Origin of the sequence: Variovorax boronicumulans, from assembly GCF_009811375.1 — a bacterium.
GTDB classification, from domain to species: domain Bacteria; phylum Pseudomonadota; class Gammaproteobacteria; order Burkholderiales; family Burkholderiaceae_C; genus Variovorax; species Variovorax boronicumulans.
Genome location: NZ_BKDH01000001.1, coordinates 1,541,732 through 1,559,586, shown reverse-complemented (window position 1 = coordinate 1,559,586; position 17,855 = coordinate 1,541,732). Strand labels below are relative to the sequence as shown.

Genomic DNA, 17,855 nt, shown 5'->3' with positions numbered 1-17,855 from the left:
CCCAGTAAAGAATGACATGCACCGGCACGTAATCCGTGCCCCTTACTGGACAGACCGACAGACGCAAACAAAACCGCTAAGTTTCTGGACCAATCCTGAGCGCACGCGAGGGCCAATCAGGCTGTCACATTCATCAGCTAAGCAGCAGCACGCCGCCCGGCAGCGCACGCGCCTCGAGATCGTACGAGCGCTGGATCTGCACCAGCACCGTGTCGAGCGAGGCGATGGCGAAACGCCCGCTGACTTCGCGCCCGGCCAGGCGCTGCGCCAGCAACACCACGCGGCCAGGCCGGTAGCGGTTGATCTCCTCGATCACGTGCGCCAGCGGCGTCTGCCGGAACACCAGCACGCCGCTGCGCCAGGCCGAGGCTTCGCGGGTGGCCACAGCCGCCACCGGCCCGAGCGAACCCGCGTCGTACAGCACCTGCTCGCCGGCCTGCAGGTCGCGCGTGCCCCTCGCGTGCGTGACGCGCACGCGCCCTTCGAGGCAGGTCACGCAGCCCCGGCCCGCGAGGTAGCGCACCTCGAAGCGGCCGGCCTGCGCCTCGCTGCGGGCCGCGCCCGCCACGATGCCGAAGGGTTGCGGCCCGGCCACCAGGTCGAGGGCCGCCTCGCCCGCGATCAGGTCGATGCCGACGACGCGACCTTCGACGCTGCGGCGCTGCACGCTGGTCTGCGTGTTGAGCACCAAGTCCACGCCCTCGGCCACCTGCACCGCGCGCTGCTCGCCGGTGGCCGTGCGGTAGTCGGCGTTCCACTCGCCGAGCGACGGCCACAGGCCCAGCGGCGGAGAGACCACCGCCACGCCCGCGGCGCCAGCCGCACCCATCGCCGCGCCAAGGAACGCGCGGCGCGCTGCCACCGGCCGCGCCCACAACACGGGAGCTCGCTGGACTTCGGCCGGCATGCCGCCGATGGCCGGGTCGAGCGCCTGCCACAGGCGTCGGGCCTGCGCCAGCGCGGGCTGGTGCAGCGGGTTGCCATCGCGCCAGCGGCGAAAGCCCTCGACGTCGTGCTGCGTGGCCGCGCCGGACGACAGCCGGCGCAGCCAGGCCTGCGCTTCGCGCAAGGCCTGGGCGTGTGCATCGGGCGGGGTCATCGGGGCTTCAACCCGTGCGCGCTGAAAGATGTCGCATACCCATGAGACGGCTCTCGACGCGGTGAACCGCACTTTATTTTTCATGCGGCTCCCTCCCTTGCGGCATGTGGTCCGCGCGGCCCATGCGGGCGGCGATGTGGTCATGCGCCTCCTTGAGTTCCTTCTCCACCGTGCGCAGCGAGATGCCGAGCCGCGCCGCCACCTCGCGCTGCGGCAGGTGCTGCCAGCGCACCATCACCAGCACCTGCCGGCGCCGTGGCGGCAGCCGCTCGATGAGCGCGCGCAGCGCGGCCAGCTCCGCGCGGTCCTGCGCGATCTGCGCGGGCCCCGGCGCGGGGTCGGGCGTTTCGTCGAGCAGCGCCTCGATCTCGTCGGACGTGGCCAGGCGCCCCTGCTTCGCGACCTGGTCGTAGGCCAGGTTGACGGCCACGCGCAGCAGGTAGGCGGCGGGGTCGTGCACGCCGTCGATGTCGTCGCGGCTTTCCAGGCGCAGCCAGGTGTCCTGCAGCGCATCGCCGGCGCGCTCGGCATTGCCCAGCCGCCGCGCAAGCCGCTGCTTGAGCTCGTCGTAGCGCGCGACCAGGAAGTCGCGCAACGCGGGCAGCGCGTTCTCGGGCATGGCGGTGGCGTCAGTGGCGCACCGGGCACTCGAGCCCGGGCGTCTGCGAGCGCGGCAGGATCAGCATCGTGAGCGGCTGCGCCATGTCCGGCGGCGGCGCGCGGTCGATGCGCAGCTGACGCAGCGTGTCGAGGATGGCGTCGTCGCGCGCGCGCTCGCCGCTGGTGTGCAGCAGGAAGGCATGGGCGATGCGGCCGGTGCCGTCGATCACGAAGCGCATCGCGGCGCGGTAGCCGCCCGGTGCTGCGCGCGGGTGGGCGCACAGGGCTTCCCAGACGCGGGTCTGGACCAGCCCGTCGTAGCCGCGGTGCGGGGTGGCGGGCGCGGCCTGCACCGCATCAGCCGGGCGTGCCGGCGCGGGCACTGCCGGAGCGAGTCGGAGCACGAAGGCGGTCGTGGCCCCCACGCCGGCGTCGTCGGCGACCAGGCCCGTGCCCGCGAGCAGCGCATCGAGGGCGGCCTGCGCATCGAACAGGCCGTGCACGGGCGCGGCGTGACGTCCGGCCACGCGTTCGGCATCGAAGAACACGGGCAGTCCGGTCGCGCGGCCGTACTGCTCCAGCGCGGCGGCCAGCGGCTGGGCCGCGATGTCGAAGGCGATGCGCGCGGCCTGCGGCCGAAGCGGCGCCGCGTCGGACTGCGCGCGGGCGCTCATCCACGGCCCGGTCATGCAGGCGACCAGCGCGATGCCGGCCAGGGAGACGAGAGGAAAGGAAGGAGGTGCATGCCGCATGAGTTCGATACGCCCGGCGAAAGCCACGGCCCGGGGGGCATGTCGAAGCGGATGCTAGGTTCGCTGCATGACGTTCGGATGACTTGGCCGGTCAGCGCGAGGCCTTCTCAGCACTTCGGCGACCCGGCCTGCGCGCAGATCGGCACGAAGATCCGCGCCCCCGCGCGCTGCACCAGCAACGCCGCCGTGCCGTCGGCCCCTTCCAGCGCCTGGGCCAGGGCTTCGGCGCTGTCGATCGGCTGGCCGTTGAGCGCCAGGATGACGTCGCCCGGCTGCACGCCCGCGCGCGACGCCGCCACGTTCACGCGCTGCACCAGCAGCCCGCCCTCCACGCGCAGGAACTGCCGCTCGGCCGGCGCCAGCGGGCGCACCGCGAAGCCCAGGCGCGAAGGCACCGAGGCCGCCGCCGCCGCATCGCCTTGCAGGCGCGGCGTGTCGTAGCCCTCCACCTTCACCTCGACCACGTGCTCGGCGCGGTCGCGCCACACCATGAGGCGCGCGCGCTGCCCCGGCACCTGCTCGGCGATGAAGCCCAGCGCGTCGGCCGCCTGCACCACCTCGCGGCCCTGCACCGACAGGATCACGTCGCCGGTCTTCAGCCCGCCGCGCGCCGCCGCGCCGCGCGGCTCCACGTCGGTCACCAGCGCGCCGGCCGGGCGCGGCAGGCGGAAGGTGTCGGCCAGCGCCTGCCCCACCTCCTGCACGGACACGCCGATGCGCCCGCGCGTGACGGTGCCGGTGGCCAGCAGCTGGTCCTTGATGCGCATGGCGGCGTCGATGGGAATGGCGAACGACAGCCCCTGGTAGCCGCCGCTGCGGCTGTAGATGCGCGAGTTGATGCCGATCACCTCGCCGCGCAGGTTGAACAGCGGCCCGCCCGAATTGCCGGGGTTGATCGGCACGTCGGTCTGCAGGAACTGCATCGACTCCGCGCCCGGCAGCAGCCGCCCCTTGGCGCTGACGATGCCGGCCGTCACCGAGTTGCCGAAACCGTAGGGCGAGCCGATGGCGGCCACGCCGTCGCCGGGCTCCACGTCCGCCGGGTCGCCGATGCGCACCGTGGGCAAGCCGGTCGCGTCGATCTTCAGCAAGGCCACGTCGGCCAGTGCGTCGAGGCCGATGAGCCGCGCCCGGAACTCGCGCCGGTCGGGCAGCTTCACGCGGATCTGCGTGCCGTGCGCGACCACGTGCGCGTTGGTCAATATGAGCCCGTCGGCGCTCACGAGGAAGCCGCTGCCCAGGCTGCTTTCGTCGGCCTCGGCCGGCGGCGCGCGCAGCAGCCAGCGGTCGCTGAAGCGGCGCGCCGGCACCGACGGCCGCTCCACGCCGATGTGGACCACGGCCGGCCCGAAGGCCTTCACCAGTGCCGCAAGCCCCGGCACGGGCCAGGGCATGGCGGCGTGCAGCGGTACTGCAGCCGCAAGGCCCAGCAGCGCCACGCAAAGGCGCCGCGATCGGTCAGGTGCGCGCGACAAAGCTCAGCGTGAGTTGCAGCACCATCGGCTGGCGCATGTCGCGCGGCGGCGGCTCGGCCAGCGGCTGCGCGGTGAGCAGCGCGCGCAGGTCGGTGTCGGCCTGCGCATCGCCCAGCGAATCGAAGGCCACGCGCTCGACCTTGCCGCTGCCCGCGACCCACACGCGCACCACCACCGGCGCGGGCGGCACGGGCTGGCCTTCTTTCAGCATGCGCTCCTGCATCCACGTGTGCAGGCGCACCACGGTGTCGCTGGCCGGGTCGCTGAGCGACGACTGCAGCTGGTTGCTGGCGAGGTTGGCGTAGCTGATCCAGTGCTGCGGCACCTGCGGCTGGGCCTGCGCCGATGCGCCCAGGGGCGCGGCGGCGGCGGACAGCCCGAGGCCGAGCCCGCCGAGCGCCAGGCGCAGGCGGCGCCAGCCGAGGGTTTTGCCGAAAGAAAAGGTCATGGGAGTTCCAATGAAAAGTCGAAGAAGGACGCTCACCCGCACAGCACGCCGACCGACAGGGTCGAGGCCCGCGCGGCGGGCGACTGCTGGGGGCCGAGCTGCGGTTCGCGGCTGTGCGTGTAGGCGATGCCGTGGGCGTCCAGGAAGTCGCGCAGGCGCGCCGCCGGCACCGCACGCACCCGCGTCACGCCGCCCGCCACGCCCGCGGCCGATGCCGCACGGCTGAGCACCATGCCCGACGCATGCGGCGCAGCGGCGACACGCTCGACCACCACGCCGAGCAACAGGCCGTCGGCGCCCAGCACCGCGCTGCCGCTGGCGCCGGGTTGCACGCCCGACAGCAACTGCAGGCCTTCCACGCCAGGCACGGTCATGGCGTTGCTGAGCAACGCCGCGCGATCGGGCATGCGCTGCAGCACCGCGTAGGCCTCGGTGAACACGCCCACGCTGCCCGGGGCCGGCGCGCGCGCGTCCGCCGCGAGCGTGGCGTGCAGGTAAGGCGTGAGGGTGGTGCGCAGCACCGCGACGTCGAGTTCGGCGCTCTCGGCGATCACCCGGGCCTGCGCCACCTGCGCGTCCTTGAGGGCGAAAAGCGAGCGGCAGTCCGCCACCGCATGGCGCGCGGTCAGCACGTCGCCGGCGGCGTTGAGGAACACGCCGCTGGCATTGGCCTCGGGCGGCGTGCCATGGGCCGCGCCGGCCAGGGCGGCGAACGCCGTGGCCAGCAGGAACGACGCCCACGGGCGGGGGCCGGCAGAAGACAACAGCAGAGGGGGCATCGGACAGTCACGAAAGCTCTGAGACAAAGACGGAACTGCGCGCCCCGGAATGTCGTTTGTCACAAAAATTTCATCTGCCGCCCTTCCTCCTCACTGTCCCAGCAGACGCCGCTCCTGCGCCGTGAGCTTCGTCTTCTGCGCATCGCCCAGCGGCCCGCGCCCCAGCACCTGCACCGGGCTGTGCGCGTCGTAGCCCACCGGGCGCGCCGTGGCGCGGCCCGCGTCGGCCGGCGCGGCGGCGCCGTCGGCGGCCTCGTTGCCGAAGCCCAGCACGCGCACCGAGAACACCGACGGCAGCGCCTGGCGCGCCGCCGCGCGTTCGCGCTGCATCGCCTCCTGCGCCGCGCCCACGGCCTGCGAGGCCGCCGCGCTGGCGTTGGTGAGCGCGCCCACGTTCACCGAGGCCACCACCGGCAGACCGGCCGACTCGCCCTTGACCTGGATGTTGGCCGCGTTCACCACCTGCAGGGCCGCGAGGTTCACGTTGCCCGACACGCGGATGCCGGCCTCGCCCGCGTCGATGGTGCCCAGCGGCGCGATCAGGTCCATGTCGCCCGCCGGCACTTCGGCGATGGGCGCCAAGGTGGCCAGGCCGGCGCCCGAACTGGGCACCTGCGACGACAGCTTCACGTTGCCGATGTTGTCGTACACGCGCTTGGGCGGCGTGTAGACCAGCGTGGTCTTGGAGCCCCGGCCGGCGTTGATGTCGCCCTGCTCCGACCAGGCCAGCACGTCGCCGCCGAAGGTGGTCATCACGCGCGACAGGCCCAGCAGCAGGCTGCCTTCGCTGAACAGCTGGATGTGGCCCATGCCCTGCGTGATCACGCCCGCGCTGCCCGGCGGCACCGCGCCCTGCACGCCCACCACGATCTGCCCGCCCGGCGCGAGCATCTGGATGTCGCCGCCGAAGTCGGTGTGCACGCCCGAGGGACCGTACAGGATGATGTCGCCGGTGCGCACGATCTCCTGGCCCGCCGCGTCGAGGTCGGGGAACAGCGTGGCGATCATGCCGCGCCCGCGCAGGTAACTGCCGTAGCGCGGGCCGTCCACGTCGTTGTACTCACGCCCGCCCGCACGCAGCTCGGCGAAGTACACGCCGCGCAGGAACACGCGCTGCTGCTCGGGCGCCAGCGCCTTGAAATACGCGAGCGCGCTGCCCGGGTCCTTCGCGTCGGCGCTGGTGGCGACGAAGCCGTAGCGTTCCTTGAGCCATGCGGCCAGCTCGGCGTCGTAGGTCTTCACCACGCGGCCCGGCTGGCTCGCCAGCGACTGGCCGGGGCCCGACTCGGCGCGCTTCGCGGGGTCGAGGTAGCGGTCGGCGATGGCCGAGAAGTCCGGCCCGCCCACGCCCATCGGGCCCATGCCGGCCATCATCGCGATGCTCGCGCCGGGGCGCGTGTCGCCCTCGGCCAGTGCGCCGCGACTCACCACGCTGGCGCGGTCGTCCTGCGTGATGTGGCGGCCGGCCGACACCTCCAGCGTGCCGGGGCCCGCCACCTGCAGGTTCGCGTACAGGATGTCGCGCCCGGCCTGCACCAGCGACACGTCGCGCGGGTCGTTGTTCACGATCAGCGCCTCGGTGCCGACGATGTCGCGCCCCGCGCGGATGCGCGCCGGCGCGGCCGAGCGGTACCAGGTCTCGGGCGCGGGCTCGCCGCTGGCCTGCACCTTGCGCGCCGTGCCGCTGGCCAGGCCCAGGATGTCGCCGCGCACGGCATAGAACAGCGAGGGCGGCGCATCGGCCGGGTGCAGCGCGCGGGCGCCCAGCGTGTCCGGTCCGAAGGCGAACAGAGGGTGGTTGTCGACCACCCCGTAGTTCGGCACGCCGGGCGATCCGACCATCGAGCCCTCCGGGCTGGTGTTGTAGACCACCGGCTGCTGGCGCGAGTTGTAGCCCACGAAGGCGGGCGCCCAGGGCGTGGGCAGCGGCGTGACCGCGCCCGACATCCCCACCGGATAGCCGCCGCCGAACAGCGAGTTGCCCGCCAGGAACTCGAGCGCCCCTGATGGCGACGGCGCGAGCACCAGCGCGCGGCCGGGCGCCTGCGTGGCGGGCGTGGCCGAGAAGCCGAAATACAGGCTGCCCGAGGCCGCCGTCGCGCGCAGGATCGACGGGTAGACCGTGACGTTGTCGCTCATGTTGATGCTGCCCAGGTACCGGCCGGCGGCCTCCCGGTTCGCCAGGTCGGTGCCGGGCGTGAGGTTGCCGCCCGCGCTGAACAGGTTGATCGCGGTGCGGTCGGTCCACAGCGTGAACCAGCCCTGGCCGATGCCGTACTCGGTGCCGCCGAACTTGAATGCCGAGCTGTTCGGCACCCGCGCGCGGCCCGCATCGGCCACGCTGGTGAGCACCAGGTCGCCCGGCGTGTCCAGGTACATCGCCGAATCGCCCGGCACGAGCACGATGCCGGCATTGCCGACGCCGATGGTCGGGGTGAAGGGGTCGATGGGGCGCGTGTCCTTCACATCGCCCTCCTGGCCCGGCAGCGAGAACGCGTACTTGCGGTAGCGCACCTCGACGCCGCCGATGGCGGAGGCCGACACGGTGGCCGCGCCGCGCAGGTTGACCAGGGCGCCGTTGAGGTCCTGGTACTGCGTATTGGTGCCAGAGCTGCCGTACTGCGCCGCGGCCAGGTTCGGATTGACCACGCCGCCGATGCGCAGCTGCAGGTCGCCGCCGCCGGTGAGCGTCAGTTGCCCGTTCGCATCGACACGGCCCGTGCTGCCGACCGCCGCCACGATGGCCTCGCTGCGCTGCCAGACCTGGCCGTTGCCCAGCCGCGTGGTGAGGCCCGCGTCGCCGCCCGCGCGCAGCGTGAGGTTGCCGCCGCCCAGCGTGCCCATGCCGGTGAAGCCCACCAGGAAGGGCTCGGGGCTGCTGTCGGTGCTGACCTGCGCACCGGCCGGCAGTGCGTAGGTGCCGAAGTTGATCCACCACGACGTCGCGATGCGGTCGCTGCCGGCCAGGGCCGTGCCCGAGCCCTGGCGCCACAGCCAGTTGCCCACCGCGGCGCTCGGCGCCTGTCCGCGCTCGCCCCCGAAATGACCCCAGACGTCGCCGACGACGTTGCCGCCCACCGTGATGTCGAGGTTGCCGCCCTGCTCGGGGTACCAGGCCTGGTAGGCCGCGAGCGCGGCGCTGTAGTCCGCCGTCTGCGGGCCGATCACCGAGCCGCCGACGGCCTTGCCGCGTGCGAGGTTGAAGGGGTCGAGCCCGTTGGCGTCGAGCAGCGGCGCCGAGCGCGTGCCGGCCGTGTAGACGCCGAACGGCGACTCCATGACGAAGTTGCCCGCCGCCGCCAGGCCCAGGTCGCCCGTGCCGGTGCGCAGCACGCTGAACATCGGCGACAGCGGCGTGTACTTGGTGACGTCCTTGACGGGGTTGATGACCGTCGTGCAGATGCCCGGCCCCCACTCGCAGATGGTGACGTATTCGGGCAGCACCGGCGTGCCCTCGACGAAGCTCGGGTCCCAGTCGTCGCCGTTGGGGCCCCAGAAGTAGGAAAGGCGCGCCGGGTCGACCACGCAGGTGCCCTCACCACCCCAGTCGCAGTAGCCCGCCTCGAAATCCAGCGGGTCCATCGGCGTTCCCTCGTCGTGGCCCCACATGGGCCCGTTCGGACCCCACAGGAAGCCGCTACCGCCCGGCGTGAGCTTGACGTTGTACATCGCGTGGCTGTCGGCCAGGATGAGCGCGCCGTGCTTGGCCGGATCGACCGCGCGGCGGTCGGCCGAGTCCAGGTCGGCGCCGGCCGTGAGCTGCAGGCTCCAGCTCGTCGCGCCCTGCCCCAGCATCGGCGCCACGGCCCAGTTGCGGCCCTGCACGCCGTCGACTTCGGGCCGCAGGTTGACGGCCGCGTCGTTCGGCAGCTGCACGTCGGTCAGCGACGGAATCACCGCGCCGCGCGCCAGCGCGATGGTGCCGTCGGCCTTCATCGCGACCGGCAGGCGCACGCCCTTGGGCCACACCATCGCCTGCACGCTGGCCTCGGCGCGCAGCGCGGTGCCCGCGCCCAGCTTCATGCCGCTGTCCAGCACCACGGCCTCGCCCAGCACCGTGCCGGCCTTCAGGCGCACGCTGCCGTCGGCGTTGTAGACGTTGGCACGCAGCACCGTGCCGGCGGGCAGCGTGTAGGCCGCGCCCAGCGTCACGGTTACCGGCAGCACCGTGCCGGCCGGCAGCGCCATGGCTTCGGCGGGCACGTCGTAGTTGAGCAGCGCGTCCTTCGGGAACACGGTGCCCTTGTCGAGCACCACGCCGTCAATCGGCACGACGATGTCGCCGCCGTCGGGCGTGAACGGCGTGCCGAACTTCGTGCGCTGCTCGGTGAGGTACCAGCCCTTGTCGTCGGGCGTGGCCGGCGGCGGCGCGAAGCCGTCGTTGATGCTGCCGTACACGTTGAGGTTGCCGCCCGCGCGGATCACCAGCACGCCGGGCTCGCCGAAGCCGCGCCGCGCCGGGTCGTTGCGGTTCGCGCCCGGGCCATAGCGGTAGCCCGAGAGGTCGATGTCGCCGACCACGCTGAGGTCGCCCTCGCCGGTGCTGCTGACGATTTCCACGCCGGGGCGCAGGTGGTAGCTGCCCAGGCCCGCCAGGCGCGCCGACAGCGAGGTGTTGGCCAGCGCCTTGTCGATGAAGGCGCTGCTGTGGCCGTCGATCTCGTCGAGGTACTTCTGCGTGATGAGCTGCGGCACGTGGCCCGTGACGTCGGGCGCGCTCGCCAGCGGTGCGTCGCTGTAGGTGCGGAAGGCGTTGACCGCGATGGTCTTCGCGCCCTGGATCGCGGGCGTGCCGTCGACGTTCACCGCCACGTCGTTGTCGCCGCGCCGCGGCGCGTTCAGCGCGAGCGTGCCGCGCGCGATGCCGTCGTTGCCTTGCGCCGCGCCCACGGCCGTGCCGGCACGCAGGTCGACGGCCGCGCCGCCGCCCAGCGTCAGCGTGCCGTGCGTGCTCGTGAGGTCGACGATGGCGCGGTTCGGGCTGTCGATGATCTTGCCGTAGCTGTCCACGCGCAGGCCGGTGGCGTGCGCGTCGAGCGTGCCATTCACCGTGAGGTCGCCCTTGGCCGCGAGGCGGATCGCGCCCACCTGGAAGCCGCTGGCGTCGATGCGGCCGTTCACCGTGAGGCTGCCGCCGTCGAGCGTGACCTCGACCACGCGCGCCTTCACTTCGTCGCCGATGGCGAGGTCGCCCTGCTTGATCTGGAAGCGGCGTGCGCCGGTCACGCCGCCTTCGTTCAGGCGCGTGTTCAGGCCCGCGAAGTCGGCCACGGTCTGGCCGCGCACGCTGATCTCGGCCGCGTCGTAGGGCACGATGGTGCCGCCCGCGTCGTACGTGCCGCTCGCGGTGCCGAGGATGCGCCCGCCCAGGTCGATGCGGCCCGCGCCGGCGCCCAGCGCCGTCGCCTGCAGCGTGCCGCCGCGGTTGTGCGTGGCCGACAGGTCGATCACCGAGCCCGCCGCCTGCGCGATGTTGCCGGCCGTGCTCGTCACCTCCAGGTCGCCGCCGCGGCTGTAGCGCGTCTGCTCGAAGAACTTCACGGCGCGGCCCGCGAGGTCGATGCGCGACGCGGCGCCCAGCGTCACGTCGCCGCTGGCCGTGAGCTGCAGCTTGCCCGAGGGCAGGCCGACCGTGCCGTCGATGGTGATGTTGCGGCCGGTGAGCGCCAGCTGCGCGCCCAGCGCCGCATCGCCGGCCGGCTGCGCGCCCGCCGGAGCGCTCACCACGATGTCGCCGCCCGCCGTGATGCGGTTGTTCGAGCCGGCCTCGCCGGTGAGCAGCGGGGTGCGCAGGTTCAGCTGGCCGCCCGTGTGGTCGTAGCCCTTGCCCGTCACGTACGCGCCCTGCTGGTGGTACACGCCCAGCGTGCCCTTGCCGTTGGCGGTGATGCGCTCGCTCGCGTTCAGGTTGACCGTGCCGAAGCCCAGCGCGAGCCGGTCCGCCGAGTAGCCCGCGTCGGGTTGCGTGTTGGGCGCGTGGCCCAGCACGATGCGCGCGGCCGACACGTCGAGCGTGCCGTGGCCCAGCAGGCTGCCGATGGCGCCACCCGGTGCGTTCCCACCGGGAAAGATCTCGTCGTTGCCGGGCGGGCGCGGCGTGAGGCCGGTCCAGATGAATTCGCCGGTCGTGATCTTCGCGGTGTCGCCCGCGCCGCCGTAGCCGTAGATGGCGGGCGTGCCCAGCACCAGCCGCTCGATCGACGACACGCCGGTGGCGGGGTCAAGCGTGTCCAGCGACACCGCGCCGTAGATGTTCACCGACTCGCGCGCGTTCAGCACCAGCGTCTCGACCGCGGGCACGCCCTCGCCCTTGTTGCCGGCCAGCAGGTTCGCCAGGATGACCTGGTTCATCGACAGGCCCGACGGCAGCTGGCCGTTGGCCGCCGCCTGCTGCAGCGCCGCGTCGCTGCCCAGGTTGACCGAGGACACCGCCAGCAACAGGTTCTTCGCGCCGTAGCGCACGTTGTCGGCCATCGTGAACGAGCGGTTCGTGGCCACGGCCAGCGTGCCCTCGCCGTACAGCGTGGTGTGGCCGGTGCAGGCGCCGCTCGCGCACGCGCCGATCTGGACCGTGGCGGGTATCCCCCCGGCGACGGGCGGCAGCAGGTTGATCCAGCCGTTCGACAGGCCCAGCACCCCGCCCAAGCCCGCCGAGAACACCACGCCGTCGGTGGAATCGTAGGCCGGCGCACCGGCGCCCAGCGTGTTCAGCGACGCGCCCTGCTCCACCTGGATGCCGTCGCCGTAGCCGCCGGCCACGAGGAAGATTTCGGCGCCGCGCAAGGTCGCGCCGCTCCGCACGACGACATGGCCGGTGTTCGACTTGAAGGTCGCGTAGTTGTCGGCATACGGCAGATCGATCTGGCCGCCCAGGATCATCCGTGGCGCGCCGAAGGCGTTGAGCTGGTCGGCCTGCAGCGACGCGCCCGTGAACCCGGCCGTGCGCTGCGCGCCCGGCGCCGTCACCTCGATGGCGATGCCCTTCGCCGACAACGTGCCGCCGAAGCCCGCGCTGCCGGCCGCCGGGTTGAACAGCGCCTGGCCGTCGAACTGCAGCATCGACACGCCGTCCTTCGGCTTGGAATAGAAGTAGTCCAGCAGCAGGTTGCGGGCATCGGCCGCGATCTCGCCGCGCACGCCGCCGCGGCGTGCCGCGTCGGCCACCACGAAGGCGTCGTAGCCCATCTCGTTGTAGCTGGCGTGCTGCTTCACCAGCGCCGCCGGCGTGACGACCAGCTGGCTGGCCAGCGACGACTTCACCGCCGTGTTCGCCACGCCGAGGTAGCCGCTCGCCACGTACGAGCCGTAGCCGGCCGGCAGCGGCGTCGCGGGCAGCGCGCCTTGCGCCCCCACTTCCACGCGGAAGGCACCGGGCAGCAGCGCGTAGGTCGAAGGCAGCAGCGTGTAGGTGCCGGCCTTGAGCCCGCCCACGTCGTGATCGAGCGTGACCTGCCGGCCGATGGCCGGCTCGCCTGCGCCCGCGTCCGGCGACACCGGCGCGTAGCCGCCCTGGAAGCCCGGCACGATGGCGTACACGCCGTTGCCCGCCTTGCTGAAGGTGTTGGCCGGATTGGCATTGGCCAGCGGCGTGCGCAGCACGTCCACCGAACCGCCGCGACCGCTCACGAAGCCCGCGCCCGTGAGCTCGCCGCCGCCCGACAGGTCGAGCAGCGCACCCTGGTGCCCGACCACGCTGTCGCCGGTGAGCAGGATGCCGCTGCTGCCGATGGCGCGCTTGTCGATGGGCGCGCCGGCCACGCTGTAGCCGATGCCGTCGGTCGTGCCGCCATAGGGCATGAGCAGCCCTGCGCCGCTGACCGAGGTGATGCTGCCCGGCAGCAGGTCGACCACGCTGGCGCGCGCCTCGAAGGTGCTGCGCCCGTCCTGCCCCACGATCAGGTTGCCCAGCGGCGCGCGCACGATGCCGCCCTGGCGCACCGTGCCGCCGCCGAGCGCGAGCGTGCCGAATGCCGACTGCGGCATGGCCACGTCGCCCTCGACCTGGCGGCGGATGTCGAGCACGCGGCCCTCGTCGTAGCCCGCGCGGATCTGCGCGTTGGCGCCGGTGGCGGGGTAGATCTGCGCGGCGGTGAGCGTGAGGTCGCCCAGCGTCGCCAGCTCGGTCGTGGTCGCGCCGAGCAGGCCGAGCGTGGGCGTGCCGCCCAGCAGGCGCAGGTCGCCGCGGCTGGTCATGTGCACGGCGTCGAAGCCGCGGCGGTCCACCACCTGTGCGGGGCCGGTCTTCATGGCGATCTCGCCGTGCGCGCCGAAGCCCACGCGGTCGCGGATGTCGATCAGGTCGGCCTCGGCCGTGAAGGTGGCCTCGCTCGCGCGGGTCGATGCGCCGTGGCGCCAGGTGGTGGTGTAGATCACCTCGTTGTCCTGCTTGGGCGCACCGGTCACGCCGGCCAGCCGCAGGTAGGACGAGGCGAGCCGTACGCTCGAATCGGTGGCCGCGCTGTCGGCCAACGCGAAGCTGCCGGCGTACAGGCGCAGGCTCTGCGCGGTCGTGAGGTCGACGTCGCCGTCGAAGCTCAGCAGGCCGTTGACCAGCAGCGAGAGGTTGCCGAAGCCGCCGTCGCGCACCTGGTCCGCGCTCAGGCGCCCCTTGCCGTAGGCCAGTGCCGCATCGGCATGGCCCGGCTTGAGGGTGGCCGGCAATCCGCTGGGCTGCTGCGCCTGCGAGATCACCAGCTCGCGCGCCTGCCGCACCGCGTCGTCGACGGTGTAGATCTTCGAGAACACCGGCGCCTCGAGCGCCACCGCGAGCGTGCCGCCCGCCGCATTCGCGCCGCCCGCGTGGGCGCGCAGCGTGCCGTCCAGGTACAGGCTGTGCGCCGACTTGAGCACGATGCTGCCGCCGTCGCTGGCCACGTCGAGTTCGCGCCACAGGCCGCCCACGGCCGGCACGTCGATGCGCGCATGGCTGCCGGAGGCATCGAGCAGCGCGCCGGGGCGGATGACGATCGCGAGGTCGGGTGCGTTGGCCGCGCCCTTGGCTTCCCAGTCGAGCCCACCGCCGATGGAGATGGTGCCGCCGTTGCGCACCGTGCCGTAGCGGCGGCCGTCGTCGTCGATGCCGGTCTGCGCGCGCGCCGCCACGTCGAGCACCGCGCCCTCGCCGATCCACACCGAGCGGTTGTGCGGCTGCAGCGACGTGCTCAGCGGCGAGTTGAAGGCCGGCGCCTCGATGTCGATGGCGATGCGCCCGCCCCAGGCGTTGAGCCGGCCATCGACCACGAAGCTGCTCAGGCCGCCGCCGAGCAGCTGGATCGAGCGGCCCGGATCGACCGTCACCACCGCGCCCGCGCCGATGGCGAGGTTGCCGCCTTCGGTGATGCGGCGCTGCGAACGCAGCACGAGGTCGGCGCCCTGGCGCTGCACGGCCTGGCGGTTCACCGTGTCCTGCTGCAGCAGCGGCGGCGTCCACAGTTGCAATGCGATGCCGGCTTCATGGTCGGCACCGGCCCCGGGCGCGATGCGGTAGACCGGCATGAGCACGTCGAGCTGCGCGCCCGGCGCGACCGTGAGGCCCGCGTGGCCGTTGAAGTCGTAGGTGGAAAAGCCCGACTGCAGGCGCGACGCGTCGAGCACGAGCTGCGTCGCGTCCGACAGCGCCGGGTCGGGGCCGATGAGCAGCGCGTGGCCCGTTTCGATCTTCAGCGTGCCGCCGCCGGTCACGCCATGGCCGCGGATCTCGCCGCCGAGCGACAGGCGCCCCTTCGCATCGGTGGGCGACGCGGCCGAGTCGGCCACCAGCGTCACGTTGCCGCCCTTGCCGCCCTTCTGCTTGCCCTTGGCCAGCAGCGCCGCGCCCGACGACACGTCGATCAGGCTGCCCTGCCCGATCGTCACGCCGTGCGTCGATTCGAGGCGCACCGTGCCGCCGTCGATGACCGCGAGCGTGGCCGAGTCCTCAGGCGCCGTGCCGATGTCGACGCGACGCCCGCGCAGGTCGAGCGTGACGCCGTCGCGCACGGTGAGCGACGAATCGGCGTCCTTCGCCAGCACGCGCGGCTGGGCGCCCGCCACCGGCGACATGAAGACATTGCCGGCTTCCAGCGCGCCGCCGCGCACCGTGACGTCGGCGCCGATGTCGATGAACGCGCCGAGCAGGGCCATGCGTCCGCCGTCGGCCAGCGTGAGCGCCTTCTCGATGTTGATGCTGCCGCGCGTGCCGATGTCCAGCACCGACAGGCGCTGCGCATTCAGGTGCGCCGCGTCGAGCCACAGCGTGCCGATGCGCTCGTCGGCCAGTGCGTCGGCCGCGGCCATCTGCTGCGTGACCGGTGCCACGTCGCCGAAGCGCACGTCGGTGTCGAACAGGTCGATGCGACCGAGCGCGCCGTAGCGCCCCACCGCCAGCACGCCGCCGCGCGCCACCGCCGTCTGCGACTGGCGGTAGCCGTCGTCCAGCGCGGCGTCGCGGGCGCGCGTCTGCTGCGCGCCGTTGAACACCTCGGCCACGATGTCGCCTTCGAGCACCGCCGTGGGCGCGCTCACCACCAGCCGGCCGGCGTCACGCCCGACGGTGTAGCCGTTCTCCAGCTTGCGCTGCGGCCCGATCAGCGGGTTGTAGAAATAGTCGGTGTTCGCCTTGCCCCAGCGCACGTGCTCGGCCTCGAAGCCCTTGTAGACGCCGTCGTACAGCAGGTCCGACGGCGCGCTGTTCAGGTTGTACAGCCGCCCGTCGCTGCCCTTGAGCCAGGTCTGGTAGATCTTGCCGGTCTGCACGTTGAGCGAACCACCCGACAGGTTGACCTTCGAGCCCGCCTGCGTGACCACCTCGCTGCCGCCCAGCACCACGGTGCCGCCCTGCGCGGCCCATTCGCCGATGCCGTGGCCCTGGTTGCCCAGGTAGCCGCCGACCTCCAGCAGGCCGCCCGCCGCGTACCAGCGCTCGCCCTCGTAGCCGCCCACGCCGGGCGCCACGCGCACGAGCTTGCGCCGGTCGATCCACACGTCATTGTTGAAGAGCTTGCCGCTCTCGCGGTTGCGCGGGGCGTCGCGCATCTCGTTGCCCTGCACGTTGACCTTGACGTTGTTCGATTCCATCGTCACGTTCACGCCCACCGCGCCCGACACATCGAGGTGCGCCTTGTCGGCCACGAAGCTGCGGCGCGCGGCGCTGGCCGCGATCTGCCCGCCGGTGGCCAGCGTGAGCGACTCGCCCTCGAAGCGGATGTCGCCGCCCGAGACGATCTCGATGCGCGACTGGTCGCGCCGGTCCGACAGCCGCGAGAGGTTGTCGAAGAGCGCGGGCGGCACGAGCGCGCGCGCGGCGTCCTGCGCGGCCGATTCCTTGATGAGCGCGTCGCGCTGGCTGTCGAGCGCGCTGGCCTTGCCGTCGTCCTCGATCAGCACGGCCGTGACCGCGCCCTTGCCGACAGCGACATTGCCGCGCGTGTCGGCGGCCGAGTTCAGCAGGTGCACCGTGCCGCGCACGGCGACGGTGGAGGTGGCCAGCGCCACGCCGTCCTGGCGCACGTCGCGACCCGCCAGCGTGATGTCGCCTTCGCGCGCCACGATGAGGCCGGTGTTGCGCACCGTGCCCGCCGTGCTGTCGGCCGCGAACTGCGGTGCGATCTCGTTGCCGCGCGTGGTCGAGAAGGCATTGGCCTCGGTGCCCATGCCCTTGCGGATCACGAAGCTGTCGCCCGCGGCGAGTTGTGCCTGGCCCTTGCGCGCGGCGATCTCGCCGGCATTGGCCACCTCCTTGCCCAGCAGCAGCACGTAGCCGCCGCCCTGCGTGACGGAGGCGGGCTCCTTGGTCGCCAGCCGTGCGCCGGCCTGCACCTCGACCTTGCCCTGGTCTTCCTTGCGCGTGGTGAAGCTCGGCGCGGTGTCGTTCGAGTAGATGCCGCGCGCCTTGAACTGGTCGTCGCCGATGTGGGCGGCAGCGGCCACGAGGTTGCGCGTGTCGGTCTGGCTGGTGCCGCTGAACACGATGCCGTTGCGGTTGGCGATGAGCACCGTGCCGTCGGCCTTGATCTGGCCCTGGATCTGCGAAGGCCGCGCCTTCGGATCGTTCACGCGGTTGAGCACCGCCCAGTCGGCCTGCTGCTTGAAATCGACCGTGGTGTTGCGACCGACGTTGAAGGTCTCCCAGTTCAGGATGGCCTTGTCGCCGGTCTGCTCCACGGTGACGACGGTGCGGCCGTCGACCTGCTTCTGCGAATCGCGGTTGAGCGCGCGGGCATTGAGCCAGCCGGCGCTGAGCGAATTCGTGTCGACCTTCAGGCCGCCGTCGGCCATGCCGTCGGGCACCGAGGGATCGTTCTGCGCCGCGGCGCGTGCGGCGGCCTGCGCGGCCTGCTGCGCGGCGATGGCCTGCGCCGCGAGGCCCAGGTTGCCGAGCGACTGGCGCAGCTGCTCGTTGGCCTTCTGCTGCTGCGCCAGCGGGTTCGTCAGCATCGAGGCCGGCGTGCCGTTGGGCAGGTAGCCCGTGACCGCAGCTGTGCCCTGCGCCACGTTCTTCTGCGCCATCCACGCGGCGCTGAAGGCGCGCTGCGCCTGTGCATTGCCCGCCAGGCCCGCCATGGCCAGCGCGAGGGCGGCGGCGTGCGCGACCGGCGCGCGGCGGAATGTCTTGTTGCTCATGTCATACCCCAGAGAAAAACCGTTCTGGAGAAGAGACCGGGCTCACCGGATGCGACCGACACGCGCGCTGCAAAAGTTCGGGAGAATTTGCGAACGAAGACG

General features: G+C 72.7%; 7 protein-coding genes. All 7 read right to left on the bottom strand.

Annotated features, from left to right (window positions below; all coding sequences use genetic code 11):
• Window positions 1-133 precede the first annotated feature (133 nt).
• Window positions 134-1,099 carry a FecR family protein gene (locus tag VHAB30_RS07040; RefSeq protein WP_159276310.1) on the bottom strand — a complete coding sequence of 322 codons (966 nt, stop codon included), beginning with the start codon at window positions 1,097-1,099 and terminating at the stop codon, window positions 134-136.
• 73 nt (window positions 1,100-1,172) lie between these two features.
• Window positions 1,173-1,718, bottom strand: coding sequence for an RNA polymerase sigma factor (locus tag VHAB30_RS07035; RefSeq protein WP_159276309.1), 546 nt, complete (start codon window positions 1,716-1,718; stop codon window positions 1,173-1,175).
• Between the two features lie 10 nt (window positions 1,719-1,728).
• Window positions 1,729-2,451 (bottom strand): TonB C-terminal domain-containing protein, encoded by a 723-nt coding sequence (locus tag VHAB30_RS07030; protein WP_159276308.1) that lies wholly within the window; start codon window positions 2,449-2,451, stop codon window positions 1,729-1,731.
• Window positions 2,452-2,558: 107 nt separating this feature from the next.
• Complete coding sequence (locus VHAB30_RS07025) at window positions 2,559-3,845, bottom strand: trypsin-like peptidase domain-containing protein (protein WP_095747650.1); 1,287 nt, start codon at window positions 3,843-3,845, stop codon at window positions 2,559-2,561.
• Between the two features lie 64 nt (window positions 3,846-3,909).
• Window positions 3,910-4,374: a hypothetical protein gene (locus VHAB30_RS07020; RefSeq protein WP_159276307.1), complete on the bottom strand. Its 465-nt coding sequence runs from the start codon at window positions 4,372-4,374 to the stop codon at window positions 3,910-3,912.
• A 32-nt stretch (window positions 4,375-4,406) separates the two neighbouring features.
• Entirely contained in the window at window positions 4,407-5,153 is a 747-nt protein-coding gene (locus tag VHAB30_RS07015; RefSeq protein ID WP_159276306.1) for a S1 family peptidase, read from the bottom strand.
• 90 nt (window positions 5,154-5,243) lie between these two features.
• A complete protein-coding gene (locus VHAB30_RS07010; protein ID WP_159276305.1) occupies window positions 5,244-17,753 on the bottom strand; it encodes a filamentous haemagglutinin family protein in 12,510 nt (4,169 codons plus the stop codon).
• Window positions 17,754-17,855 lie beyond the last annotated feature (102 nt).

Bases quoted from the DNA above. Each gene is read 5' to 3' on its own strand.
- VHAB30_RS07040 (WP_159276310.1), bottom strand. From the start codon at position 1,099: ATGACCCCGCCCGATGCACACGCCCAGGCCTTGCGCGAAGCGCAGGCC.
- VHAB30_RS07035 (WP_159276309.1), bottom strand. From the start codon at position 1,718: ATGCCCGAGAACGCGCTGCCCGCGTTGCGCGACTTCCTGGTCGCGCGC.
- VHAB30_RS07030 (WP_159276308.1), bottom strand. From the start codon at position 2,451: ATGCGGCATGCACCTCCTTCCTTTCCTCTCGTCTCCCTGGCCGGCATC.
- VHAB30_RS07025 (WP_095747650.1), bottom strand. From the start codon at position 3,845: ATGCCCTGGCCCGTGCCGGGGCTTGCGGCACTGGTGAAGGCCTTCGGG.
- VHAB30_RS07020 (WP_159276307.1), bottom strand. From the start codon at position 4,374: ATGACCTTTTCTTTCGGCAAAACCCTCGGCTGGCGCCGCCTGCGCCTG.
- VHAB30_RS07015 (WP_159276306.1), bottom strand. From the start codon at position 5,153: ATGCCCCCTCTGCTGTTGTCTTCTGCCGGCCCCCGCCCGTGGGCGTCG.
- VHAB30_RS07010 (WP_159276305.1), bottom strand. From the start codon at position 17,753: ATGAGCAACAAGACATTCCGCCGCGCGCCGGTCGCGCACGCCGCCGCC.